22 protein-coding genes and 3 tRNA genes are annotated in these 25,948 nt (G+C 43.9%); 8 read left to right on the forward strand and 17 right to left on the reverse strand.

Annotation, left to right across the window (positions count from 1 at the left end):
* Positions 1-68 precede the first annotated feature (68 nt).
* Entirely contained in the window at positions 69-1,007 is a 939-nt protein-coding gene (locus AC4MCC_RS12715) for a cation diffusion facilitator family transporter (protein ID WP_034169853.1), read from the reverse strand.
* 131 nt (positions 1,008-1,138) lie between these two features.
* Here AC4MCC_RS12715 and AC4MCC_RS12720 point away from each other — a divergent pair, with 131 nt between their 5' ends.
* Positions 1,139-1,576, forward strand: coding sequence for a GNAT family N-acetyltransferase (locus AC4MCC_RS12720; protein ID WP_491885397.1), 438 nt, complete (start codon positions 1,139-1,141; stop codon positions 1,574-1,576).
* Between the two features lie 52 nt (positions 1,577-1,628).
* On the opposite strand, the gene AC4MCC_RS12725 is transcribed toward AC4MCC_RS12720, so the two are convergent.
* The 7 genes from AC4MCC_RS12725 to hcaE form a co-directional block, all read right to left on the reverse strand.
* A complete protein-coding gene (locus tag AC4MCC_RS12725) occupies positions 1,629-2,537 on the reverse strand; it encodes a DMT family transporter (protein WP_419363746.1) in 909 nt (302 codons plus the stop codon).
* Positions 2,538-2,849: 312 nt separating this feature from the next.
* A complete protein-coding gene (gene hcaD / locus AC4MCC_RS12730; protein ID WP_491876218.1) occupies positions 2,850-4,079 on the reverse strand; it encodes a 3-phenylpropionate/cinnamic acid dioxygenase ferredoxin--NAD(+) reductase subunit in 1,230 nt (409 codons plus the stop codon).
* Positions 4,080-4,083: 4 nt separating this feature from the next.
* Positions 4,084-5,049, reverse strand: a complete 966-nt coding sequence (locus AC4MCC_RS12735) for a 3-carboxyethylcatechol 2,3-dioxygenase (protein ID WP_419363750.1) — start codon at positions 5,047-5,049, stop codon at positions 4,084-4,086.
* Between the two features lie 66 nt (positions 5,050-5,115).
* Positions 5,116-5,931 (reverse strand): 3-phenylpropionate-dihydrodiol/cinnamic acid-dihydrodiol dehydrogenase, encoded by an 816-nt coding sequence (gene hcaB / locus AC4MCC_RS12740; RefSeq protein ID WP_004781818.1) that lies wholly within the window; start codon positions 5,929-5,931, stop codon positions 5,116-5,118.
* Positions 5,932-5,933: 2 nt separating this feature from the next.
* Entirely contained in the window at positions 5,934-6,260 is a 327-nt protein-coding gene (gene hcaC, locus AC4MCC_RS12745; protein WP_004781817.1) for a 3-phenylpropionate/cinnamic acid dioxygenase ferredoxin subunit, read from the reverse strand.
* The gene (hcaF, locus tag AC4MCC_RS12750) at positions 6,260-6,778 is read right to left on the reverse strand and encodes a 3-phenylpropionate/cinnamic acid dioxygenase subunit beta (RefSeq protein WP_004781816.1); all 519 of its coding nucleotides are present in this window, start codon (positions 6,776-6,778) and stop codon (positions 6,260-6,262) included. The genes hcaC and hcaF overlap by 1 nt, the downstream gene beginning before the upstream one ends.
* A complete protein-coding gene (gene hcaE, locus AC4MCC_RS12755) occupies positions 6,775-8,142 on the reverse strand; it encodes a 3-phenylpropionate/cinnamic acid dioxygenase subunit alpha (protein ID WP_004781815.1) in 1,368 nt (455 codons plus the stop codon). Before hcaE ends, hcaF begins: the two co-directional genes overlap by 4 nt.
* Before the next feature lie 280 nt (positions 8,143-8,422).
* Here hcaE and hcaR point away from each other — a divergent pair, with 280 nt between their 5' ends.
* The gene (gene hcaR / locus AC4MCC_RS12760; RefSeq protein WP_419363753.1) at positions 8,423-9,331 is read left to right on the forward strand and encodes a DNA-binding transcriptional regulator HcaR; all 909 of its coding nucleotides are present in this window, start codon (positions 8,423-8,425) and stop codon (positions 9,329-9,331) included.
* Positions 9,332-9,708: 377 nt separating this feature from the next.
* Here the strand turns inward: hcaR and AC4MCC_RS12765 are convergent, their stop codons facing one another.
* The 8 genes from AC4MCC_RS12765 to AC4MCC_RS12800 form a co-directional block, all read right to left on the reverse strand.
* A complete protein-coding gene (locus tag AC4MCC_RS12765; RefSeq protein WP_004781813.1) occupies positions 9,709-10,569 on the reverse strand; it encodes an alpha/beta fold hydrolase in 861 nt (286 codons plus the stop codon).
* 283 nt (positions 10,570-10,852) lie between these two features.
* Positions 10,853-12,139, reverse strand: coding sequence for an OprD family outer membrane porin (locus AC4MCC_RS12770; protein WP_491885398.1), 1,287 nt, complete (start codon positions 12,137-12,139; stop codon positions 10,853-10,855).
* 415 nt (positions 12,140-12,554) lie between these two features.
* Positions 12,555-13,574, reverse strand: coding sequence for a 4-hydroxy-2-oxovalerate aldolase (gene dmpG / locus AC4MCC_RS12775; RefSeq protein WP_125279391.1), 1,020 nt, complete (start codon positions 13,572-13,574; stop codon positions 12,555-12,557).
* An 11-nt stretch (positions 13,575-13,585) separates the two neighbouring features.
* Positions 13,586-14,482 (reverse strand): acetaldehyde dehydrogenase (acetylating), encoded by an 897-nt coding sequence (locus tag AC4MCC_RS12780; protein WP_491885399.1) that lies wholly within the window; start codon positions 14,480-14,482, stop codon positions 13,586-13,588.
* 22 nt (positions 14,483-14,504) lie between these two features.
* Positions 14,505-15,302 (reverse strand): 2-keto-4-pentenoate hydratase, encoded by a 798-nt coding sequence (locus AC4MCC_RS12785; RefSeq protein ID WP_491885400.1) that lies wholly within the window; start codon positions 15,300-15,302, stop codon positions 14,505-14,507.
* 408 nt (positions 15,303-15,710) lie between these two features.
* Positions 15,711-16,379 carry an HAD-IA family hydrolase gene (locus AC4MCC_RS12790; protein ID WP_491885401.1) on the reverse strand — a complete coding sequence of 223 codons (669 nt, stop codon included), beginning with the start codon at positions 16,377-16,379 and terminating at the stop codon, positions 15,711-15,713.
* Positions 16,380-16,742: 363 nt separating this feature from the next.
* Complete coding sequence (locus AC4MCC_RS12795; protein ID WP_419363762.1) at positions 16,743-17,711, reverse strand: RluA family pseudouridine synthase; 969 nt, start codon at positions 17,709-17,711, stop codon at positions 16,743-16,745.
* A 520-nt stretch (positions 17,712-18,231) separates the two neighbouring features.
* Positions 18,232-18,381, reverse strand: coding sequence for a hypothetical protein (locus tag AC4MCC_RS12800; protein ID WP_180018640.1), 150 nt, complete (start codon positions 18,379-18,381; stop codon positions 18,232-18,234).
* A 99-nt stretch (positions 18,382-18,480) separates the two neighbouring features.
* On the opposite strand from AC4MCC_RS12800, the gene AC4MCC_RS12805 reads away from it, so the two are divergent.
* From AC4MCC_RS12805 to AC4MCC_RS12825, 5 genes are all read left to right on the forward strand, one after another.
* A complete protein-coding gene (locus AC4MCC_RS12805) occupies positions 18,481-21,915 on the forward strand; it encodes an Rne/Rng family ribonuclease (RefSeq protein ID WP_491880542.1) in 3,435 nt (1,144 codons plus the stop codon).
* 174 nt (positions 21,916-22,089) lie between these two features.
* Positions 22,090-23,931: a long-chain-acyl-CoA synthetase gene (locus AC4MCC_RS12810; protein WP_419363766.1), complete on the forward strand. Its 1,842-nt coding sequence runs from the start codon at positions 22,090-22,092 to the stop codon at positions 23,929-23,931.
* A 197-nt stretch (positions 23,932-24,128) separates the two neighbouring features.
* Positions 24,129-24,204 (forward strand) — tRNA-Lys (locus AC4MCC_RS12815).
* A 21-nt stretch (positions 24,205-24,225) separates the two neighbouring features.
* Positions 24,226-24,301 (forward strand) — tRNA-Lys (locus AC4MCC_RS12820).
* 57 nt (positions 24,302-24,358) lie between these two features.
* Positions 24,359-24,434: transfer RNA gene (locus tag AC4MCC_RS12825), tRNA-Lys, on the forward strand.
* A 158-nt stretch (positions 24,435-24,592) separates the two neighbouring features.
* Here the strand turns inward: AC4MCC_RS12825 and AC4MCC_RS12830 are convergent.
* The gene (locus tag AC4MCC_RS12830) at positions 24,593-25,279 is read right to left on the reverse strand and encodes a hypothetical protein (RefSeq protein WP_491880541.1); all 687 of its coding nucleotides are present in this window, start codon (positions 25,277-25,279) and stop codon (positions 24,593-24,595) included.
* A gap of 250 nt (positions 25,280-25,529) precedes the next feature.
* On the opposite strand from AC4MCC_RS12830, the gene AC4MCC_RS12835 reads away from it, so the two are divergent.
* Positions 25,530-25,802: a PspC domain-containing protein gene (locus AC4MCC_RS12835; RefSeq protein ID WP_419363769.1), complete on the forward strand. Its 273-nt coding sequence runs from the start codon at positions 25,530-25,532 to the stop codon at positions 25,800-25,802.
* Positions 25,803-25,948 lie beyond the last annotated feature (146 nt).

Here is a 25,948-nt window from a genome sequence, read left to right on the forward strand (position 1 = left end):
TTCATGTAATCACGCTTGATGCCCTTCTGACTATCCGACGAAAGTTATCTACTGAAATCTTCACTTCCTTAAATACGACCTTGAGTCCGTTCCAGCCATACCGCTTTGGTTTGAGGTTTCACAAACAGGGTAATAATTTCCGGGTGTAGCTGTTTGATCTGTGCTTCAATCCGGTTAACGCACGCTTCGATTTCATCGGAAGTCAGGTCATCTTTGAATTCCAGACTTAAGGAGGCAATCACCTGATGCGCGCCCATTTGCTCGGTTAATACACCATTGGCGCTATAGACCGCAGCATCCTGCTGGGCAATGTTAAGTACATTTTCACGCAGTCTAGGATCTGCTGTTTCACCCAGCAATAGACCTTTGGTTTCACGTGCCAGTAACCAGGCCGATACCGCCAACACGACACCAATCAAAATAGAGGCAGCACCATCCAGCTCAGGGATATTCAGTTGATGAGCCAGGAAAATCCCGATCAGGGCAATAAAAAGACCTACTAGCGCAGCAGTATCTTCAAATAATACGGTAAAGGTGGTCGGATCTTTACTGCGCCTAAAAGCTTCAAAATAGCCCATCTTCCCTTTCATTTTACGGAAGGTTCTTAAAGCCACTGTCCAGGAGAATCCTTCGCACAGAATCGCAATGCCCAGCACAATATAGTTGATCATCGGATCCTGCATTTCTTCAGGATGAATGATGTGCAGGATGCCTTGATAGATGGATACAATCGCACCCAGTGCAAAGACCATCAAGGCCACAATAAAGGCCCAGAAATACAGTTCACGGCCATAGCCAAAAGGATGGTGGGCATCTGGACGCTGCTCTGCCTTTTTCATGCCGTACAGCAACAGAATTTCATTCAGGGTATCGACCACCGAGTGAATCGCTTCACTCAGCATCGCAGAACTATTGGTAATATAGGCTGCGACGAATTTAACCAGCGCAATAGCCAAGTTACCAAATAACGCTGCATAGACCACAATTTTATTAGATTCAGATGACATTCAAAGTTGTCCTAGTTTTTCCTCAAACAGATGGATCTATTTGATTTTTCATTTTATCTCTTTGCATCTTAATAAACTGCTGCGATAAATTGTTTATTGTTTTGTTGTTCTCATTTTTAATCGGAATCTTCATGCCTGAAATTGTCTCCACTTCTGCTGACCAGCACGCTGCCCTGCTCGAACTGTGGGAACAGTCCGTCCGTGCGACTCATCATTTCCTAACGGAAGCACAGATCCTGCAGATTCGCCAGCAGATCATGGAGTTTGGCTATTTTGATCAGGTACAATTGTTTCATGTGGAACATCAGCAGCAGGTTCTGGGCTTTATGGGCATTGCCGGCCATAAACTGGAAATGCTGTTTATCTCCTCTGCTGCTTTCCGGCAAGGCATTGGCAGTCAGTTATTGCAACATGCGCTTACTCTGGATGTGACTGAAGTTGATGTGAATGAGCAGAACCCTGATGCGACTGCTTTCTATTTAAAACATGGTTTTGAGATCATCAGACGCTCAGAAACCGATAGCGAAGGTAATCCCTACCCGATTCTGCATCTACAATTGAAAAACTAGAAAGGAAGCCAAAGCTTCCTTTTAGGTCTAAATTTAACTCGAACAATCTATTTTAAGATTTAGAAAAATACTGCTCGCGCCATTCTTTCCAGAAGTACATCACGATCCCGAACATCACCACGGCAATTCCGGCAAAGGCATGACTGCTGATCACTTCGTTATTCAGGGTTGCACCGAGAATCAGGGCAATGATTGGCGTCATCACATTGCTGAGGGATACGGTGGATGCGGCCAGACGGCGAATCAGCCAGAAATAGCACAGCATCGCCACAATCGAAGACAGGATCATGGTAAAACCAAAGCCGAACAGTGCCTGCATACTTGGCATTTGTGTTGGGAAAGATTGCCAGATAAAAGGAATGATTAGTAATGATCCCAATGAGGAAACAATCAAAGAACCGGTGGCTTGGGACATCGGTTTTAAAGGAGCATTGATCTGCTTCACCCAGAAAATCGAGCTAATATAAGACACCATGCTAATCAGCATCAGTACTACACCCCACGGATTCACCTTACTATCTGCTGACTCCGCAAAGACAAAACTTAAACCACCGACTGCCACAGCCATACCAGCCCATTGCAGCCAAATCAGACGATTGGTTTTCAGGATGACATGCCCGATCAGACCTGCAACTAGTGGTGAGAAACCAAAAATTAAAGCCATTAAACCTGAAGTTAAATAGTTCGCAGCCAGATAGATAAATAACTGCGCACCAATGAGGTTCAGACTACCTGCCACATAGCTCATCATGGAGGTTCGATCAAATGGCAATGGATTACGCATGGCAGCCAAGATCACCAAAGCCAGCACAGAAGCACCGAAATAACGAATGATCAGCACCCACATCGGATGAACTTCTGCAACGCTCCAGACAATCGCCAGTGGCGTCGCTGCCCAGATCAGCACCAGCAAGGCATAAATACTTGCCGTCACCAGCATGGGAGATGAATTTGAATTCATAAAAGACTCAATTAAATTTTAATCAGAAAGAATTGAACTAACTTCTCGCTCAAATCCATAATCAACAATACTGATGGCGGCAGGGATGCCGCCGCTAAACTGGGATATAGGGATATATCCTTAAATCATCAAAAGATTTTTGTTTTGCGAAGTCATACTTCTCATCACCTTTGAAAAGTAAGAATCACTTACTCAAAAAATACCCATTCATAATGTAATTAGCGACAGTAATTTTACTAAAACAGTAGCCATAAAAAAGCAGACCCAAGTTGCCTAAGGTCTGCCCTTTTGTAAACTTATCAATAAAGCAAATTATTTCACAAGTTTACGAAGATCCTGGCTTAGATCTAAATATTTATCTGCTTCAAACGCTGCATTCTTGCTGATCAGCTTTTTCAGGTGACGCATTTCTTTTGCCGCATTTACAGTAATACCGCCAACAATAACGCCATCAGTCACACCAAACATCACGAATGATGAGTCAGCGCGAAGCTCTGGATTGATTTCACCACGAACTTGCCATTCAGCAGCCGCCATATCACCTACGAACTGGTAATTGATATCCAACTGATCTGTCCAGAACCAAGCTGGATTTGGAGTCGGATGTTCAACGCCCATCACATGACGCGCAAAGATCCCTGCTTGCAGATTGGCATTTTCCCAGGTTTCGACACGACGATGGTTACCACATTTACGAAGTTGAGTTGCTACATCACCCGCTGCATAAATATCTGCATTTGAAGTCTGGCAGTTTTCATTCACTTTAATCGCGAAATCAACATCAAGACCTGCTTCAACTGCCAATTGTGCATTTGGCACGATACCAATACCATAAACTACAGCATCAGCGCGAAGCTCTTCACCACCTTCAAGGGTAATAACCACTTCTTCACCGTCAAGTTTGCAATCTACAATCTTGGTTTCCAGGCGAACGTCGATACCAGCCAAACGTTGTTGTTCAAGCAGGAACTCGCTCAGAATACGTGGCGAACAGCGACCCATGACCATAGGACCCATTTCGATCACAGTTACCTGACACTCTTTGAAACGTGCAGAAGAAGCCAGTTCCAGACCAATCACACCACCGCCGATCAAGACAATACGACGGCCTGATTGCAATACAGGCACCAGTGCCTGTGAATCTTCCAGGTTACGCAGCGTATAAACGTGTTTGCCCAACGCATCGAAGTTTGGCAGACGACGTGCTGCGCCGCCTGTAGCAAGCAACAGTTTGTCATAAGCAACAACGTCACCATTTTGAAGTTCAACCGTTTTCGCTTCAGCGTTGATTTTTTTCACGCCATTGCCACGAATGGTTTCTACACCAAGTTCCGCCAGTTTTTCTTCTGACAAAATTTCAATCTTGGTTTCTTCAGGTTTTAGAATCACGTCTTTAGACAGTGGTGGACGCTCATAAGGAAGATGCGTTTCATCACCGATCAGAATGATTTTACCTTCGTATTTGTTGCCACGAAGTTCTAAAATCGCGCTTGCACCTGCCTGGCCAGCACCTACAATTACGATGGTTTCGATGTTGCTCATGTCTTTAACCTTTTAACTCTGCAGATACGATGCCGAAGCCCGCAATCCATTCACTGATTTCTTCATAACAGTGCGTTGTCATTTCGTACTCGCCCATTTCGCTTAAAGCAGCAAAAGCAGCCATCCACGAACGAACTTCCTGCCCACCACGGCCACCATCACGGCGGATTTCAGCTTCAGTCATGGCTTCCAGTGCAGCGAAATCAGCATTCTTGAATTTTTCAAGCAATGTGATATCCCATTCAGCATTCAGAGGAACTGCAACAGAGGTGTCGCCTGCTGCCAGTCTCTGGCCCACAGCAATGATTTTTGACTGACGCGCGTTACGTGCTTCAGGTGTCGGGTTACGACCTGCAATCAGGAACTCTTCCACTTCTGGAGGTACAGAACCCATTTGTGGAGTTGGTGGATCGTGTGACAGACCACCTGTACCCAGAACAAGTACACGCTCATTTTCAAGGTTCAGAGATTTGATGAACTGACCTACAGCACGGCCTAAAGCGATGGTACGCTTGGTGGTTGGCATCGGTGCTGCAGCGCCATTAATGAAAATTGGAATCGTTGGATAACGATCAAGTTTGCCGTCGCACAGGAAGTGCAATGGCTGAGTCACACCATGGTCAGCTTGCATACGGTAAGAATACGCAACGTCCACACCTTCATCGAGTACACGACGGACCAAGCCCAGTGCTTTGTCTTCTGGTACATCAATGTGTGCATTGTCTTTACCATAGTCCCAGTCACCTGCAGCAGTCGCGCGAATGCCCACACAGAAGCTTGGCATCAGGTCATAGAAAAAACCATTGAAATGGTCAGGACCAAAGGTAATGATCAGGGTTGGGTCGTAAGCTTTTACTTCAGCAGACAGTTTTTCAAACGCTTCGCGAACGGCCTGTTCTTTGCGTTTTTCCTGCGGCGAAGCAAATTCCATTAAAGGACTGTGCGATGCACAAATAAGTTTAACGGCCATGAGAGACTCCTTAAAAGGAAGGCAGCCAAGAACAGGCTGCCGAAAAGTCCATTTCAGACTAGATTTTTATTCGTCAAAGAAACCGGCACGTGGCTGACGTAAGCCGCGAATACCCAGACCGCATTCTGCATTGATCAGAACACCAGTCAAAGGACGGTTATTTTGACGAGATGCCAAGAGCACATATGAACCTGTCATATCTTCTGGCTCAGGTAAGAAATTCAGTGGCATGCCACGTGCGATTTTCTCAGGATCACGTGCATCGAGCAGGCCAAGATTTTCTTGACCTAAAGATGCAGCACCTTTGATGTTCACATTCATACCTGATGGCGCAACGGCATTGACTCGTACTTTAGGTGCAAGTTCGTAAGCCAGTTCTTTCATAATGCCTACACCGGCATGTTTCGATGCAGTGTAAACCGGACCGCCACCTGCAGAATACAATGCAGAATTTGACAGTGTGAAAATGATCGAACCTTCAGATTTTACCAACTCATCAAGTGCAGCTTTCGCACCTAAGATCAGAGATTTGGTGTTAATCCCCATAATCTCATCAAAGGCTTTTTCCAGCTGCTCACCTGAAGTATTGACGATATCTGCATAGTGATCCCAGATACCGGCATTACCCACGAAACAGTCGAGTTTACCGTAACGCTCTACAGTCGCTTTAACAGCACGGACGTTGTCTTCATAGCTGGCCACATCACCTGCGATTGCCAGCACGCGGTCACCAAAATGTGCGTTCAGTGCATCGACTTTAGACTGTGAACGTTGAAGAACGGCCACTTGTGCGCCCTCTTCCAGGAAACGTTCTACCAGTGCCCAACCGAGGCCTGAACCACCACCAGTGATCAGTGCAACTTCGCCTTGTAGCCAACCCATGATTACTCTCCTGCCATCTCTACGTATAACGCACCATCTTCAAGTACAACCGGGAATGTTTGAATTGGGTCAGTTGCTGGTAAGCAAAGTGCCTGACCTGTTTTCAAACAGAAACGAGCTGCATGAAGTGGACATTCCACTGTACCGTCGTCTTCAAGGTAGCCTTCAGACATAGAAGCATTACCGTGTGAACAGCGGTCGTTCATTGCGAAGAATTCGCCACCGTTGTTGAATACTGCAAGCGCTTCGATACCGTTTACGCCGCAATCCACTTTTAATGCTTCGCCTTCGTCTAATTCGTCAACTTGGCAAACAAAAATCTTATTCATTAGAAGAACACACTCAGGTTATGTGAGTTATAGGTAACTTGGTCAAGCGTGATCTTACGGTTGAAGATCTGGAAGCCCAGGCCGCCTTCAACTTTGCGGATCTTGTCATGACGTTTACCACAATAAATCGTAACGTCTTTCTCTTTCTGGGTACGGTACAGAAGGTATGTCACGTACACATCGTATTCGCCTTCAACTTCAGTCGGCTCAACAATCACGTTGCTCACCATGTGAGTGGTACGTGATGGAGGCTCTTCAGCCCAAGCCATACCTGTTTCCAGACGAGCAACACGACGTTCCAGAAGATCTTTCGTATCGTTGAATACCCAAGTTGTAGGTGGTTCAACTGAACGACGACGGTCACGCGTTTGAGCGTTTGGTGTAGTACGTAGCGTGTAAGAAATATCTTCAGCCAGCGTGTCTAACCATTCGCGGAATTTCCAGTCATCAAGAAGCTTGGCTTCTTGATATAGGAACTGACTAATTTGGTGATGAAGTTCTAAACTGATTTGACTCATTTCATAAGCTCCTTCTCGTATTCGTCAGCCGCAGCTTCAACGTCTTCCCATTTTTCATGAATCAATAAATCTGCCCAACGGCGGTACATACCACGTGCTGCAGTTTCAGAGAAAATATAGTTAGTGATACCCGGGATACCATCTTCACGTACTTTCTCGTTGCCTTTACCCATTTCCATAATGAGTTTGTTTTGACGTGCTTTGTAACCACGTAAAACTTTTTGGATTTCGATCCAGTTTTCAGAGTCATCTTGCTCTAGGAAACCAGCAGGACCGAAGGCACGAGTTGCAGAACGTTCAAATGCTGCTTGTACATCTTCTGGCGCGTCCGCATCACAGATACAGAATGCCCAAACTTCAGTTTTGTTTGGACCACGTGGGTGCCATACGCGAAGTGTTGCAGTACCGTTCAACCAAGACAATGTAGGGAACATGGTGTTATGACCAGCTAGACGCAGTGCACGAGTTTCACCTAGGCGTTCTTTCACTTCTTCGTAAGTTTCGCGGAAGTAGTTTGCAACTTCACCATCAACCCATACGTTTGCATCTGGTTTCTCTGTGAAGAAGAAGCCTGAACCGTGACCGCGTGAACCGTATTGGATCGCGTCTTTGGCAGTTTCCCAAACTGGACGAGCAGTTTGTGCAGCACCTAATTTCTTAGAAGATTCGTCGTCTGGTTTCGCACCAAGCACCTGAATTGCAGATGCGTGAGAGAACAACGCGTGATATTGGTCAGATGCGAACTGTTCAGCTGCAAATTTCCAGTTACACTCGATTTCCCATTTGTGTACACCACCCACAATCACAGTACCGCCTTCACGACGATCTACAACACCGTCCAGGTACCAAGCGATATCGCCCATGTATTCTTCTAGATCTGGCGTAGTTTCATCCCAGCATCCGAAGATCAGGCCTTTGTATGATTTAACACGGTTAACTTCTACCAGACCCCATTGCTCTTTACATGCACCATGTGGGTAAGCACGATCTTCAAGCGGGATGTCTTTTAGAGAACCGTCAATACCGTATGACCAGCCGTGGTATGGGCAAGTGAACGCACGTGTATTACCACAGTCTGCGAAGCTTACGCGCATAGAACGGTGACGGCACTGGTTTAAGAATGCTTTGATTGAGCCATCTTTTTGGCGTGCCACGATGATCGGATCTTCACCCATGTAGGTATTGAAGAAATCGCCAGCCTTAGGAATTTGGCTTTCATGGCAAAGGAATAACCATGTACGACCGAAGACACGTTCAAGTTCTAATTCGTAAATGTCAGGATCTGTATAGATAGATGGCGTGATACGTCCATTTTGTGCATCGACTAAAGCGTCGATTTCGCGCACATCAATTTTTCCACTCATGAAAAGCTCTCCTGTGACCAGTTATGGCACAAAGTAATAGACTCAACTTTTCAACGATGATGGATTTTAGGGCGGTTTTGGGGAAATATTTTTTTTGTTTCAATTAATAGTTTTAAGCAATTATTCTAGGCGTGTATTTTTATATTAAAACACTAATCAATCCCTCCAAGGCATTTACTTTCTAAATGACAAAATAATCTTCACGACATAGTTGTTTATAGATTATACTCTTCTGAAATTATAGTAAGACATTTTTTGGATTACTCGACGGGCTGATGATATGGAATTACGACACCTCCGCTACTTCATTACTGTGGCTGAAGAACTCAACTTCAGTAAGGCAGCACTCAAACTTTACACGGCTCAGCCATCACTCAGTCAGCAAATCAAAGATTTGGAAGAAGATGTCGGTGTCAAACTGCTACACCGTACCAAGCGTAAAGTCGAACTGACCGAAGAAGGTGCTGTATTCCTTGAACAGGCCCGCCTAACGCTGGCACAAGCCGACAAGGCGATTGCCATGGCGCGTCAGGTTTCACAAGCCAAGCAGCAGATGTTGCGCATCGGTTTCGTCCCTGTCGCGGAGATGAAAATCTTCCCGTATATCCTGCCGAATCTGCGTGTGCAAAACCCTGATTTAAAAATTGAATTGCTCAGTCTGAACAATAATGAGCAAATGCGATTATTGAAGAAAGGCGAACTGGATCTGACCTTTACCCGTCACAATTTCCATAGTGATGAAATTGAAAGCCAGTTTGTCATTCGTGAGCCATTGATCTTCATTTTGCCGAAAGATCATCCTTTAGCAAAATACGACCGAATTCCAGTTAAGTTACTGAATGGCATAGATTTTATTATTCCATCTGCAGAACAGTCACAGACCCTGCATCATACTATTCTGGATTTTGCCAAAGCCAACGGGATTGAATTTAATATTGTCCAAAAGGCTGATAATATCCTGTTCAATATCAACTCGATTGGTATGGGCTTGGGCTGTACCATCCTGCCAGGCTATATCGCGCCATTGACCATGAACAATACTGTGATCCGCCCGCTGGATGTAGAACTTCCCTTTTTAGATCTGTATGTTAGCTATCGCAAGGATACTAATTCAGTCGCAGTGAAGAAGTTCCTGGAACTCCTGACTCGCGTATTCTACCTAGACATTAACCGCGACGAACCACATTAATTTTCTATTTTTATAGCAGCACACGTAATTTCCTCTGAGAATACGTGTGCTTTTTTGTTTTTATTTTTTCTGATCAAAATTTCATTTTATATTCATTTTTCCTATGACAGGCCATATCTAGCTTGGCTTCCAACATCTCCGACCATGGCTTATTAGGTTTAATTTTTGCTCGAATTAGGCTTCTTTTACAACTTAAGTCTAATAAGAAGTCTAAGGCCCATTTTAATTTTTGAAATTCTGATTAATAGCTAAAAAGCATTAAAAATGTTTAAAAAATTTACTGAAGGAAATGGTGTTCATTTGGCAGCTGTAAATTAAATATTTTAGAAAGAAAAAAAGGATGACCGAAGCCATCCTTTTTTTAAACTGAGTACGACTTATTTTACGCCGTGTACAGCCAGGTAGTTTTTGATCACAGTATTGAACTCATCTGATTTTTCAACTTGAGACCAGTGACCACATTGACTGAAGATATGCGCATCAGCATTTGGCACAATGTTCAGGATATCCCATGTACGAGAAACCGGAATGACCACGTCTTGAGTACCGTGAATCAATAATACAGGTACAGTGATGTCTTTCATTTTTTCAAAGTCTAACGGGAATTCGAAACGGTCACGGTCACGTGCGCCCACTACATCCATCAAACGATTTGATGCATAGTCATTTGCAGCAGAAGCAAAACGTACTTTAACCAGTTCGTCGGTGATCAGATCTTTGTTCACCACGAACATAGACAGGGTTTTCTTGATACCTTCTTCAGTTAATACTGGGTTTGCGTGTGCTTTCAGCGCAGCAGTCTGTTTTGCACCGCCAGTACCCATAGACACGATACCTAGAACACGTTCAGGATAATCAAGTGCCATCTGGAATGCCAACCAGCCACCCAGAGAGTTACCCACTAACCAGGTTTTTTCGATACCTAAAGCGTCTAAAGTACGTACAGCGTGATCGACCCATGCACGGATACCATAAGCAGTACCTGGTGCAACCACAGTTTGACCATAACCAATCGTATCGATCGCGATACAACGTGCTTGTTCACCGATTGAAGGCAGGTTTAACCACCAGTTTGCAGCAGCAGACACACCCGTACCTGAACCGTGCAGGAACAGAATAGGCGTACCTTCACCAATTTCATGGTAGTGAGTCAACTCACCTTCTGCAGTTTCAATCCATTTGTCTTCTAAGCCGAAGAAAGGATCTGTTTTATAATCAGGGATTTGAACAGTGCTCATCATGATTCCTCTTACAGTTTCTTGCTTGCGTGTTCCTCGATGACGAGAACTCGACGTCAAGTTGACTCATTAAAAATGATCTTTTTACCGTCTTATATTAACCGCTCTACTGTCTTCAACTGATATAAAATTACGATTGCATACTACAAAAATTATATTATTTAAGTGTTTGTTTTAATTGACTATTTTAAATTTAAAACCTTTTTTAATTTAAGGTTTTGACTAGATTCTCAATTCAAAAAAAAGCAGCCAGAATACTGACTGCCCTTAAAATGCGCTTAACTTAGAATTTATGGGTATAAGTCGTCGCTACGCGGTATTCTTGAAGATCTGGTTTAGTAGGATTAGCAAAATTCACATCGATATACATCGCTTGAATGCCTAATCCTTTTAACTTACCCTCTGGAACAGTGTAGTTGATGATCGCATTCACCTCATCGGTATTGAAATTCTGACCTTGATAGGCCCCAGTACCTTTCTGATCGTATCCTTTAAAATAAATCGCTGTAGCATTCAGGCCCTTCAAACCGACTTCAGAGAAGTCATAGCCATAAGAAACATTCCATGACTTTTCTTCTGGTGCAGTAAAGGTTGCAACGCCCCAGTTCACCAGATAAGGCTGCGGCACCCAGCCACCGAGTGTTGGAAATGCAGTATCACCAAACATTTGCTGATAACCCAGACCTACGGTATGCGCACCATGGTTAACTTTTACCCCTACTGACAATGCCTGATTATCAATATCACCATACAGTTTGTCACCTGAATCTGAGTTATCAAAATAACGCACATGGCTATCTAATTTGGTTTTTTCGCCTAGCGCAGTTTTGTAATTCACACCCAAGTAATGCTGTTGGTAGATGTCTTGAACATCTGCATACCAGTAGCTACCACCAATTTCAGGCGTGAACTGGTGATCTACACCGGCAATCCACATACCATCAGATTCAGGACCTAAGTCATAATGACCTTGTGTACCATCAGGTAAAGTTTTACCAGGAGAAAATAAAGCTAAATCACGGAACTGATTGTCGTAACGGTTATTAATTTTATCAATATAAGCCAAAGTCAGTTTGGTATCTTTGATCTCTTTAGATTCTAACCATGCACCGCTATAAGTAGTGATGAGCTGACGGGATGGATCAAATACCAGCACTGGAGATACAGGCAATAATTCACCTACTTTCAGCTCTGTCTCAGAAACTTTAGCTTTTAAGGTTGCGCCAACTTTACCAAAATGATCTTTAGATTCTTTACCATCGTGAGGCAACACCCAATCCGGATTTTGATCACGGCCTTTGAGTTTAACTGCATGTTGAACCAAAACATCTGCACCAACCTGCACCCCACCACCGATATCGTGATAGCCTGACTTCGCATCCAAAGTCACACCTTGTGACCAAGAACCCCAATTACGTGAAGAAAAATCATCTTGATACTGACGATCTAGATAAAAGTTTTTAAATTTAAGCTGGACATTACTATCGTCAATAAAATCTGCATTCGCTGCAGTTGTTCCTAAACTTGCTGTTGCAGCAAGCATTGCTATCCATAAGTTTTGACGACGCATGGCTTATTCCTAGTAATCAAATTAAGCTATGCCGCTATCATGCTCAACTCTAGTTTTTTTAAAAATCCGACTACAGTATTAAAATTTTTCTATTAATCTCTATAGATAGAATAAGTATGCTGAAATTTGAAAAAGACTTATATTTATAAACAATTAACTAAAATAAAAAATTAACCAGATAATCAATATAAATCCATGTTTTCTCTTATATAAACAGCCATTATTTATTTATAATTTAAAAATAACTTTTTATTTATCGTTTTTATGTTTAAGGAAATGTGTTTGATTATTTTCGTAAAATAAATAGTAATAATTAAAATATCTTATTCTATCGTTTTAATATCTTATTCATTTTATTCAAATAAATAAAAAAGCGCCCTTTCGGACGCTTTTTTTAAAATTTAGCTTTTAACTATTAAGCTTGAAGCTCTTTCGCTTTAGACATAGTCAATGCCAAATCTTCAATCATATCTTCCTGACCACCAACGGTGCCACGACGACCAAGCTCAAGCAGAATTTCACGAGCAGATACGCCATATTTCGCTTCAGCACGTTTAGCGAACAGCAGGAATGAAGAGTAAACGCCAGCATAACCTAGAGTTGCAGCGTCACGGTCTGCACGGATCTGGTGTGTCATCATTGGGATGATCAGATCTTCTGCAACGTCTTGTACTTTAAACAGGTCAACGCCAGTTTCCATTTGCATACGATTGGCAACCGCAACAAACAGTTCAAGTGGCGTATTACCCGCACCAGCACCCAGACCGGCAGATGCCAAGTCAACACGTGTTGCACCCGCTTGTACAGCAGAAACAGAGTTAGCTACGCCCATACCTAAGTTGTGGTGACCATGGAAACCGATTTCGATATCTGAACCCAAGTTAGCACGTAAGATACCTACACGGTCAGTCACGTCTTGCGGAAGCATATAACCAGCAGAGTCAGTCACATAGATACAGTTAGCACCGTATGACACCATTTTTTGTGCTTCTTCAAGCAATTTTTCAGGTGTTGCCATGTGAGCCATCATCAGGAAGCCCACAGTGTCCATACCCAGTTTACGAGCAGCAGTAATGTGCTGTTCAGAAACATCTGCTTCAGTAGAGTGAGTCGCTACACGAATAGTTGCTACACCTACATCATGCGCCATTTTCAGGTGATCAACCGTACCAATACCAGGAAGTAAAAGTGCAGACACTTTTGCTTGTTTCAGGTTTGGAATCACTGCTTTCAGGTATTCTTCATCAGTTGCAGCTGCGAAACCGTAGTTTACAGAGTTACCGCCAAGGCCGTCACCGTGTGTTACCTCGATTAAAGGTACACCTGCATCATCCAGAGCAGTTGCAATCGCAACCATTTGCTCAGGTGTAGTTTGATGGCGCATTGGATGCATACCATCACGTAAAGTCATATCATTAATAATAATCTTAGACATGAAGGTGCTCCTTAAGCTTCAACTGCATTTAAAACACGTTCTGCGAACATTTCTGCGGTACGTGCAGCTGCTGCAGTCATAATGTCGAGGTTACCTGCATATTTCGGCAGGAAGTCACCCAGACCTTCAACTTCAAGGAAGATCGATACGCGGTTGCCATCAAATACTGGACCATTCACCAGTTTGTAACCTGGTACGTATTTTTGAACTTCTTTGATCATCGCATGTACAGATTCAGTGATCGCTGCCTGATCTGGCTCACCTTCTACTAGACAGTGAACAGTATCACGCATCATCAGTGGTGGCTCAGCCGGGTTAATGATGATGATCGCTTTACCTTGTTTCGCACCACCGACTTTCTCAATTGCACCAGCAGTAGTACGGGTGAATTCGTCGATGTTTTTACGTGTACCAGGACCAACTGATTTAGTCGATACAGTCGCGATGATTTCGCCATAATTTACAGGCTGAACGCGAGAAATCGCAGCAACCATAGGAATAGTTGCCTGACCGCCACAAGTCACCATATTTACGTTTGGCACTTCACCTTGTTCAAGCAATGCTTCAAGGTTGACAGGTGGTACGCAGTAAGGACCAATTGCAGCAGGTGTTAAGTCAATCATTAACACGCCAAGTTCGTTCAGCTTGCGGCTGTTTTCAGCATGTACATAAGCAGAAGTTGCATCAAATGCAATTTTGATATCGTCTTCGATTACATGAGGAAGCAAACCATCTACGCCTTCAGCCGTAGTTTTTAAACCCATTTTCGCTGCACGCGCCAGACCTTCAGAAGTCGGGTCGATCCCCACCATCCATACTGGTTCTAACCATTCACTGCGTTGCAGTTTATAAAGCAAATCAGTACCAATGTTACCTGGACCGATCAATGCACATTTAATCTTTTTCATGAATGTACTCTCTTGTATTCCCTTATTCAGCAGCAAAAGCAGCTGTTACTGAACCAAAGCCTTCAATTTCAACTTTGAATTCATCGCCCGGCTGAGCCACAACCATTGGACCTAAAGCACCAGTCAAAATGATGTCGCCTTTTAATAATGGGCGACCACGACGTACCATTTCATCAGCCAGCCATACAGCAGCATTTAATGGGTTTGCCAGACATGCTTTACCTACGCCTTGAGAAACGACTTCGTCGCCACGTGTCATGACCATCTTGCAGTTCACAAGATCAAGGTTTTCCAGTTTGACCGGTTTAGAGCCCAGAACGAATGCAGCAGAAGATGCGTTATCAGCTACGGTATCAATCAGGCTGATTTTCCAGTTTTCGATGCGGCTATCGACCACTTCTACAGCAGGCAATGCATAGTCAGTTGCACTGATGATGTCTGCATACATGTGTTTTGCCTTAGTCAGGTCTTCTTTGATGACCAATGCGATTTCAGCTTCAACTTTTGGTTGAATCAGCAAACCTGCAGGGATTGCTTCACCATCGCCATAGGCCATGTCGGCAAACAACATACCGAAGTCAGGCTGATCTACGCCAAGCTGTGCTTGAACCACTTTCGATGTCAAACCAATTTTACGACCTACCAGACGGCGACCTTCCGCCAGAGCACGCTCGGTATTTACTTCCTGAACGGCATAGGCAATATCTACGTCAGCACTTTCACCACCAAGCTCCGGGCGAATCGGTGCGATCGCAGTTTTTGAGAGTTCAGCAGTACGTAATGCTTGTGCAACTGATTCAACAACAGCAGAATTCGACATCAATGTTTCCTTAAACTGCAAAAATGAGGCTTATGCCGAGAACTAAGACAGGCAAAATATTCTGACCTGATCATTTCGATCATTCCAATAAACAATTGCGCCTAGTACGGGCATATGAATAAACAGTTTTAGGATGAGAAAAATACGACGTGAATGCCAATAGTTATTTTATTTTTTGCAATAGCTATTATCTATAAATTAAATTTATAAAAATTAATTAAAAACATAATCTTATAATTATGAATTAAGTTATATCCAACTAAATAACTCAACAATCATGACAGAACAAAACCACTGTAATCACAACTTTAGACTAAAAGATAAGACCAGTTGTTTAAATCTACAGCATTGATCCGCATCTTCCTTTTCAGAAAATGCCGGATCTTGAATAATGACTAAGATACTGAATTAAATGGCTTCTTTCCATTGGACTTTAGCCAATAAAAAGTCATGCAAACTGCTGACGTCATTCACAATCGACAGTGGATTAAACTGTGCCAAAGTTTCCGGTGTATGTACGCCATAAGTCACGCCTACACTTGGCATGGCAATATTCATCGCCATTTCCAGGTCATAAGATGTATCCCCCACCATAATCGCTTCATGCGCATTAACACCAGTTTCAGTCAGAATTTCAGCCAGCATTAAAGGATCAGGTTTGGAGCGGGTTTCACTGGCAGCACGAGTGGCATGGAATAGTTCCAGACTATTCGTTTGTTTGAGTACCCGGTCTAAACCTTTACGACTTTTACCGGTAGCGACTGCTAATTTAATGCCTTCATCCTTTAATGCATAAAGCATTTCAGACACGCCATCGAACCAGGCATCATTCACTGAATTCGCCACATAATGATCTGAATAGGCCTGCAAAATATCGGCATGTAATTCTGGCACGCTTGGGAATAGTCGTTGTGCTACTTCTGGCAAACCCAAACCAATAATGCTTTTCGCATCTGCATCAGTCAGCGGTTGCTGAAACTGCTGCGCGGCAAACTGCAGGCTCGACACGATCTGACCTACTGAATCAAATAAAGTGCCATCCCAATCAAAAATGACCAGTTTTACAGATGAATTCATATAAGGTTCCTAGTATTTGATTCAGTGGAGGAAGATTCGTTACTTCTCGTATGGAATTTCAAAACATGAATAAGCTTTCTTAATATCCCCTCTCCTTCTAGGAGAGGTTAAATTAATTCATAACCTCGATCAGCTTCAATGACGAACTGTTTTCGTATAGGTATTATCTACTTTTCAAGGATGAAAAGTAGCAAAAATCCTTTGTTACGCTGATGGTACGTCTCTATACCACAGCGCAACGGCGACATCCATGTCGCCTTTCATTTATTTAACAATTGGCTTGAATTCCCTAACCCTCCTTAATAAAAAGAGGAATTCCCCCACTCAAGTAAAGCAAGATAAGACTCATTAAAAAGCTAAAAATTACTCGTCATCTTCTACAGGCGTTACCACCTTATCTGCCTTTTGTGCACGAAGCTGAGCCACAAGACTCTGCATATCTTCAGGCAAAGGTGCTTCAATCGTTGGATAACCCGGAATTTCCAGACGCATCGCATGCAGACATAAACGACGTGGTTTTGGTCCACGATATTCAGTCTCGTGACCATATTTCTCATCACCCACTAACGGATGACCAATACTTAAACCATGTACACGAATCTGATGGGTACGACCAGACAATGGAGAAGCATACACCAGTGTCGCATGCATAAAACGCTCTGCCACATTCCACTGAGTTTTAGACTCTTTGCCTTCTTTAGAGACACGTACACGACGCTCACCATTAGAAAGTTCATAACGGTGTAAAGGTGCATCAATGAGTTGCTTATCCAGCGTTACCTGTCCTTTCACGACAGCGGCATAAGTTTTTTTAATCTTATGTTCACGTAATAAATCTTGTAGCGTTTTTAAGGTACTACGCTTTTTCGAGATCATCACCAGACCAGAGGTGTCACGGTCAATACGGTGAATCAGTTCCAGGTATTTTTTCCCCGTTGCAGCACGCAAACCTTCAATCAGGCCATACGCCACACCGCTACCGCCATGCACGGCAATACCCGATGGTTTATTGACGACCATTAGGCCTTCATCTTCATATACCACACGGGACAGAAGACCTTGAGCCACCTTGTCCGAAATCGGCGCTTCTGACTCATCTTTTTGTTCATAACGAATCGGTGCCACACGAATCTGGTCACCAATCGCCAGTTTGGTTTCGGCCTTAATGCGTTTTTTATTGACGCGAACCTGTCCTTCACGAATCAGACGATAAATCCGACTTTTAGGCACCCCTTTCAGACGACTGAACAGGAAATTATCGATTCGCTGTCCATCTTGATGTTCATCCACTTCAAACCAAGTGACGCTTTGCCATTGTTGTGTAGAATTCATACAGTTACTATGACCCAAAAATTACTAAAATTGATTAAAAACTGATCACTTAGGTTATGCTTTACACAAGAAACATAAGCTTAGCCCATAGGCAGATGATGCAAGGTTTGATATAGTCAGCGCACGGAAACCATCGTTTGTGAGTAAAAGTTGAAGCATTTCAGATTTCTCTGAACTTGATTATTCAATTAAAGACTCACATGATACGGGAAGGTCCCAAAAGAATTATGCCGACGCCGAAGGCTTATTATATCGGCAAACAAAGCAAACTGTTGCGTTTAATTGTACCTCAGGTACATAAATCAGTTTGTCTGAAAAAATATGTCGCCAACCTAGTTGGTTTTTAAACGTAAACTGATACACATCAGATTAGTCGCACCCTGAAGACGACTTCAGGCTACAGCGTTTGATGCATTGGATCTGCACAGTTTGTAAAGATACGACGACAATTCCGTATCAAGACACTTTCTATAAAGAAGGGATGATCTTCGAGCAATGTGACAGTGAAAGTTACTCACATCTAATGCACCGCTTGTCCGCCAGTGAAACGTTCAGGTGACTTTAATCGTTTAAAGATTGAAGCCGTATTGCCATCATCAATACGTGAATCAAAATACCGAAGCTGATCTATATTCAAGTAGACGCCGGGAATAAAAGACTCAGACCACAATGAAACTCATTGGAGATCTGGGCCATTGATCCGTGATGTGTGATGTTCGCTACGTGAATAGCGATTTTTTGCTGTGTATCACTATAAGGTGTTACACCCATGAAACGTATGTTGATTAATGCAACACATGCCGAAGAAATTCGCGTTGCACTTGTCACTGGTCAGCGTCTTTACGATTTCGATTTAGAGAATCGTACCCGTGAACAAAAAAAATCTAATATCTATAAAGGTCACGTGACTCGCGTTGAACCTTCTTTAGAAGCTGTATTCGTTGAATACGGCGCAGGTCGCCAAGGCTTCCTGTCTATGCGTGAAATCGCAAACTCTTATTACAAAGCCGATCCTCGCCAAACTTCAAATATTCGTGAACTGATTACTGAAGGAACTGAACTTCTGGTTCAGGTGGAAAAAGAAGAGCGCGGCAATAAAGGCGCTGCCCTTTCAACTTTCATCTCTTTAGCTGGTCGTTATCTGGTTCTGATGCCAAACAACCCGAAAGGTGGCGGTATCAGCCGTCAGATTTCCGGTTCAGTACGTGAAGAACTGAAAGAAATGCTTGCATCTTTAAATGTGCCACGTGGTATGAGCGTCATTGTTCGTACAGCAGGCATTGGCCGTTCTCAAGAAGAATTACAGCTTGATCTGCAACATTTGCTAGACCTTTGGGCACAAATCCAAAGCACTGCAAATTCAGGCCCGTCACCTATGCTGGTCCATCAAGAAGCAGGTGTGGTAACTCGTGCGATCCGTGATTACCTGCGTGATGATGTAGCAGAAATCCTGATTGACTCTGAGCAGGCCTATAACGAAGCCTATAACTTCGTTAAAGCAGTAATGCCGCTTCAGTTAGACAAACTAAAAACTTATACATTGAATGAGCCTTTGTTTGCGCATTTCGGTATCGAAAGCCAAATCCAAACTGCTTATGAACGCGAAGTAAAACTGCCTTCAGGCGGTTCGATCGTGATCGACCAAACTGAAGCTTTAGTTTCAATCGACATCAACTCGGCAAAATCAACTCGTGGTCAGGACGTTGAAGATACAGCGTTAAATACCAACCTTGAAGCCGCTGAAGAAATTGCTCGCCAATTACGTTTACGTGATATCGGTGGTTTAGTTGTCATCGATTTCATCGACATGACCAAAGACCGTAACCAGCGTATGGTAGAAGCAAAACTGCGTGAAGCAACACAAAGCGACCGTGCACGTATCCAGTTTGGCCAACTGTCTCGTTTCGGCCTGATGGAAATGAGCCGTCAACGTCTGCGTCCTTCACTAGAAGAAGCAACTGGTTATGTCTGCCCACGCTGTCATGGTACGGGTATGGTCCGTGACCTGCGCTCTCTTTCACTTTCAATCATGCGTAAAGTGGAAGAAATCGCCCTTCGTGAACGTCATGGTGAAGTTCAGGTTGAAGTACCAGTAGAAATTGCAGCATTCATGCTGAATGAAAAACGTCATAGTCTGGTATATCTGGAACAAACTTCAAATACACGCGTAACTGTACTTCCACATCCACACTTGGAAACACCTCATTACGAAATTTCGTATAATCCTGAAGGTTTCGCACCGACAAGTTACGAGCGTACTGAAGCAACCCGTTCAAGCGAAAAAGAACTGGGTTATGAGTCTTCTGAGTGGCATTTAGAAGAAGAACATACGCATACCGCTGCACCAGCACCTGCACAGCAGCAAAACAACGGCAAAAACAATAAACGCCGCAATAACCAGAATCAGCAAAACGTACAGCAAGCACCTGTTGCACAACAGGCACCTGCTCAAGTTGCAGCACCTGCAGCAAGCCCATGTGCATGGTTAGAAAACCTGTTCGTACAAAAACAGGCAACTACTGTTGATCAATCTCGCACGGCGAATAATGCAGCTGCTGCCATCGAACAGATGGTGAATGGCGGTGCAGTGAGTCGTGGTCAGTTCGGCCAGGTTGCTCCTGTAACACCAGCAGTATCTGCACAGCCAGCAACTATTGCAGCACCGGTAACTACCGGTAATGCTTATCTAGCGCCTTCGACCGTAGCTCATAAACCAGAGCGTGATCAGTCTGAAAAAGCTGAACGTGAAGAGAAATCACAGCGTCATAACAAGAAAGCACGTAGCAACAAGCACAAAGAGCCACGTGAACAGGCACAGTCTGATAATGCATCACAACATCAGGTGCATGAAGAAGTGGTTCAGGTTTCTCGTCAGGAACAACGTCAGGAAGCGCGTGAAAACAAACGCAACTCTCGCCGTCAGCACCACAACGAGTCTGCACAGCAAAACGAAGCTCACGGCAATGAGCAACAGCAAAACGTGCCACGTCGTGACCGTCGCAACCAGCAACGTCCAGAACGTCCAAATCGCCACCGCGATCCAAGTGTTCTGAATGAACAAGCTGCACCTCAAGCACCTGCTGCCGTTGAAGCGCCAGCAGTCAATGAAAAGCAAGTTCGTGTGGAACTGGTCGATGCTCCTCGTAAAGAAGTGATGCCAACAGCAATGGTGGTAAATATTGACGAGGCGAAAAGCGAAATTGTGGCATTGAATGACACTGCTCCAGTCGCAAAACCTGCTGTTGAAGTGACTGCCCCTGCCGATGCTCCTGTAGAAGCACCAGCTGCGGAAGAGTTCCTGGCTGAAGTGACTGCATCTGCTCCTGCAGAGAAAACGCCTGAAGCTCAGTCATCATCAAAACAGCGTGCCAGCAATGACCCACGTCAACGTCGTCGCGACCGCCGTGCTGCACAAGGCCAACAGGCAAAAACTCAGCAATTGACACCATCACAGGTACCAACACTTGGCCAATACACCATTGGCAGCCTGATTCGCCATGTTTATGGTGAAGACTGTTCAGTCCTGATTGAACAGTTTGGTCTGTTACCAACCTTCAACCGTGCATTGCAAAAGTTCACGCAGGAATATAATGCGACTTTAGCAACTGTTTCGACTGCGACTACAGAGAAAAAACCTGTAACTCGCGATGTAGAAGTCAGCAAAGCACAACCTGAAGCAGAACCTGCACCTGTGCTGGATTTAACTCCGCCTGCACCGGTTTCAGAGAAACGTGTGGCGAATGATCCACGTGAGCGTCGCCGTCTCGCTAAACTGGCTGCCGAGCAAGCGTTACAGCAGGCTAAACAGCAAGCACAAGCTGAAGCAGAATCTACTGCGGCTGAACCTGCTGCAGAAGCAACAGCTCCAGCGGAAGAAGCGAAAGTTGAAAGTGCTGAAGCTGCACCTGCTGAAGCTCCAGTAGCCGCAGTGGAAAGTGCTGATACAACTGAAGCCACTCAAACTCCTGAACCAGCTGCTGAAGCGCCTGTAGAAACTGCGAAAGCTGAACAGGCTCCAGCTGAAGAAGTCACTGAAACGACTACAGCTGAAGCAACTCCAGCAGAAAACGAAGCTGCACCTACCGAAACTCCGGAAGCCGATAAAGCTGAAGAAACTGTAGCAAAAGCTGAAAAACCAGCTGCCCGCCCACGTCGTCCACGTGGCCGTCCACCGAAAAAAACCAATACTGCAACTGAGTCATAATTCGCCCAATTGCAGTTAACTAAAAAAACCTAGTCATTTCGGTGGCTAGGTTTTTTTTGCTAGATTTTGTCAGAATAGGTTGATTACTCTAGTTTCAACACGCTAAAAGATGGCTATCATCCGTTTATTGCATATAAATTAAACGCATTGGATACGAAAAATAATAGGACGCCCATGACCCAGACGAACCAACCCGATCTTATTGGCATTGCAGATGTCGCAGCCAAAATCCCTGCCTTCATCAGTAAGGTCCCTAATCTGCTGAACGGACTGCGACAGGCTTATTTACGTACTCCCAATACGCCCGCAGGCCTGGGTTTAGCTTTTGAAAAAGCAACACAGCGTAATCCTGAAGGTATTGCATTACGTTTTGAGGATCAGTCCTATACCTATGCTCACCTAAATGGCTGGGCGAACCAGATCGCACATTTCTACCTCTCTCTCGGTGCACAGAAAGGTGATGTGGTGGCCGTGATGGTCGAGAACCGTCCGGAGTTTATTGCCAGCGTGATTGGTCTAGCCAAGCTGGGCATCACGATTGCGCTGGTGAATACTTCTCAGGTCGGCAAAGTCCTGACACATAGTATTAATCTGGTGAAACCGATTGCGGTCATTGTCGGTGAAGAGTGCCGGGCTGCGGTTGATGAAATCCGTCATGATCTCAATATTGCTGCTGACCGTTTCCACTGGTTTGCCGATCAGAATACACAAGAAAATGCCGGACAGGCACCTGAAGGTTTTATTAACCTGGCAGAACAGATTGACCAGTTCCCGAAATTCAATACACCGACTACGCATTTAGTACAAGGCAAAGACGGCCTGTTCTATATCTATACTTCAGGTACCACCGGCTTACCTAAAGCGGTGGTCTTTACCAATAGCCGCTGGACACTCGCCTATGGCACCTATGGCCACGTCCTGAACCTGAATAAAGATGATGTGATGTACTGCACCCTGCCGCTTTATCATGCGACAGGCATTGTGGTGTGCTGGTGTGGAGTCATTGCCGGAAGCAGTACTTTTGCCATCCGCCGTAAATTCTCTACCTCTTCCTTCTGGAAAGATGTCAAAAAGTTCGATGCTTCTGCGATTGGTTATGTCGGTGAACTTTGCCGCTACCTGATGGATGCACCACCGTCTGAACTGGAAAAGGGCCACCGCGTTACTAAGATGATTGGTAATGGCATGCGCCCGAACATCTGGGATAAATTCAAATCCCGTTTTGGCATCAAGGAAGTACTGGAACTGTATGCCTCGAGCGAAGGTAATGTCGGTTTCAGCAATGTCTTTAACTTTGACAATACTGTTGGTTTTTCACCAACACCTTATGCCATTATCGAATTTGATAAAGATAAAAATGAGCCTGTGCGTGATGCCAAAGGTCGCTGCAAACGGGTGAAAAAAGGTGAAACCGGTTTATTGATTGGTAAAATTACCCGCCGCTCCCCTTTCGATGGCTATACCGATCCGGAAAAGAACAAGGCAGTCATCATGCATGACGTGTTCAGCAAAGGCGATTCCTACTTCAATACGGGCGATCTGGTGCGTAATATCGGTTTCCGTCATGCCCAGTTTGTCGACCGTCTCGGTGATACCTTCCGCTGGAAAGGTGAAAATGTTTCAACGACTGAAGTCGAAAACATGCTGACCGAGTATGACAAAATTATCGAAGCTGTGGTTTATGGCGTAGAAATTCCGAATACCAATGGCCGTGCCGGCATGGCTGCGATTACCCTGCAACCGGGAAGCACCTTGGATGAGCAAGACCTGAAAAATATGGTCAGCACCTTTAAACGCTGTCTGCCTGCATATGCAGTTCCGGTTTTTTTACGCATTCAAAAGCAGGTAGAAACGACCGGTACCTTCAAGTATCAGAAAAACAAACTGAAAGAACAGGCTTTTGATCCAAACAAGACCGATGAACGCCTGCTGGTTTTATTGCCAGGGAGCGATGCATATTGTGAACTGACTCAAGAAATTTTTGAGAACATTCAAGCCTATCAATATCGTTTCTAAGTGCTGAAGTTGCCTATTTTTTGTTTAGATAAAGCAGAATTGTTGTATTTATAATCAAACATAGGCAACTTTGTTATTTTTTACTTGCGCTGCAATGAGATCTTGCTACAATACGCTCCATCAAACAAAGTGGTGCTTTCAGAACTTTTTAGTTTCTCTTGCACTGCACGATTAAGCCTTGCTTAATTGTTGGTTCAGGGCCGTTAGCTCAGTTGGTAGAGCAGTGGACTTTTAATCCATTGGTCCCGCGTTCGAGTCGCGGACGGCCCACCATTAAATTTGATATCCCCTGATGGGCCGTTAGCTCAGTTGGTAGAGCAGTGGACTTTTAATCCATTGGTCCCGCGTTCGAGTCGCGGACGGCCCACCATCATTTCTAAAATCTCTTTTTAGAAACTTCAATCAAAGCTACTTTGATTACCCGAATGGGCCGTTAGCTCAGTTGGTAGAGCAGTGGACTTTTAATCCATTGGTCCCGCGTTCGAGTCGCGGACGGCCCACCATTCTCCCCTCTATATTTATTTTCTTCTTTCAATATTCTTATAATATTTCCTATATTATTCAGTTCATTCTTTTTATTTAAGCGCAGTTCATCCTGACAATTTTAAAATCGCCATTTTCATTTATGCTGTTTTTAAATTCTTTAGAGACTTTATCGCTTTTATTCAGTGATTTTAAATTCAGAATCTTTGACCAGCTCATACGCTTTAGAAGGCGCAGGATAACCCTGATCAAATAATTGCTGGTTTGCCCGTTCTTTTTCGTCATAAATTTTTTCCAGATTCATGACCAGATGGGTTGGGCTTTTAATCATATAGTAGAACTTTGCTCCTTCTTTACGGTCCACGATCAGTTCAGTTTGTTCCGGATTAATCGTCCAGCGATCCTTACGATAGGTCACATTGCTTTCGGTCTGAACCCGTCTGGAATTATTCACAAAGACTTTGCCATAATGCACGATACTGCGATGCACTGTACCATCTGGCAATAAAGTCAAAATAAACACCGACTTCCCTTCCGTACAAGGTGCAAACCGCCCGTCACAATCAATCTGGGTAAGATAACGCCCGACATAGCTTTTGGCATAATCCGGTAAAGGTTTAGGATCGACATTTGGTTCTACAGGCAATGCATTATAGGTTGCAGTCTGGGTGAGCGATTTAGCATTACGGGTATCATAACTTTCGTTGGCAGCGGAGATGACTACGCCATCTTGTGCCAAAGTTTTCGTAGTATCAGGTAAGGGTTTGCTTTGATGGTCATCACAGGCAATCAGTCCTGCAACACTTCCCAACACAAATCCAAGCCGGCACAAACCACTTAAATGATGCGATACATTCGATTTCATTTTAAAAACATACCTGAAGGGGTGCACATCTATATAGGCAGACGACTCACTGAAAAATTATAAATTTTAATAATGAATTCAATGGAATTTTTATGATCTTAGTGATTTTTTAAGGATTATTTAATCTCCCGTAACATTACTTAACGAATTTATTTTCAATAGATACTTTAAAAATTCAGATAAAACTCCATTCTTATAAATACGAGTCATTTTTTAGACTCAACCTTATTTTTTCTATCAGGAGACTTGGATGGCCAATGTTGGTTTATATCGCTCTAACCGCTCAAACATGATTGCAGGTGTAATGGGTGGTATTGCTGAACGTTTTGGTTGGAACGCAAATTTATTACGCTTGATCTTCGTGATTATTTCGGTCATGAGTGCTGCTTTCCCGGGTATCTTAGTTTATCTGGTTCTATGGTTAGTGATGCCAAAAAAGAATTCTATGCCTGATTATGCCGCGAGTAGAACTGATTATGAACATCCTGTGCGCACAGTAAATCAGGATAAAGACTACCGATAAAATCGTTTCCTCTTTCACCTAAATATTCATATGGTGAAATTTTTATGCCACGGTCCTTCCCCCAAAAGATCGTGGTTTTTTTTGCCTGATTTTTAGGTTTTGGTCTTATTACCATTTTATGCTTTACCCTGCTCGCCTATTCAGGA

It is taken from the genome of Acinetobacter sp. CAU_H_56 (assembly GCF_058599425.1).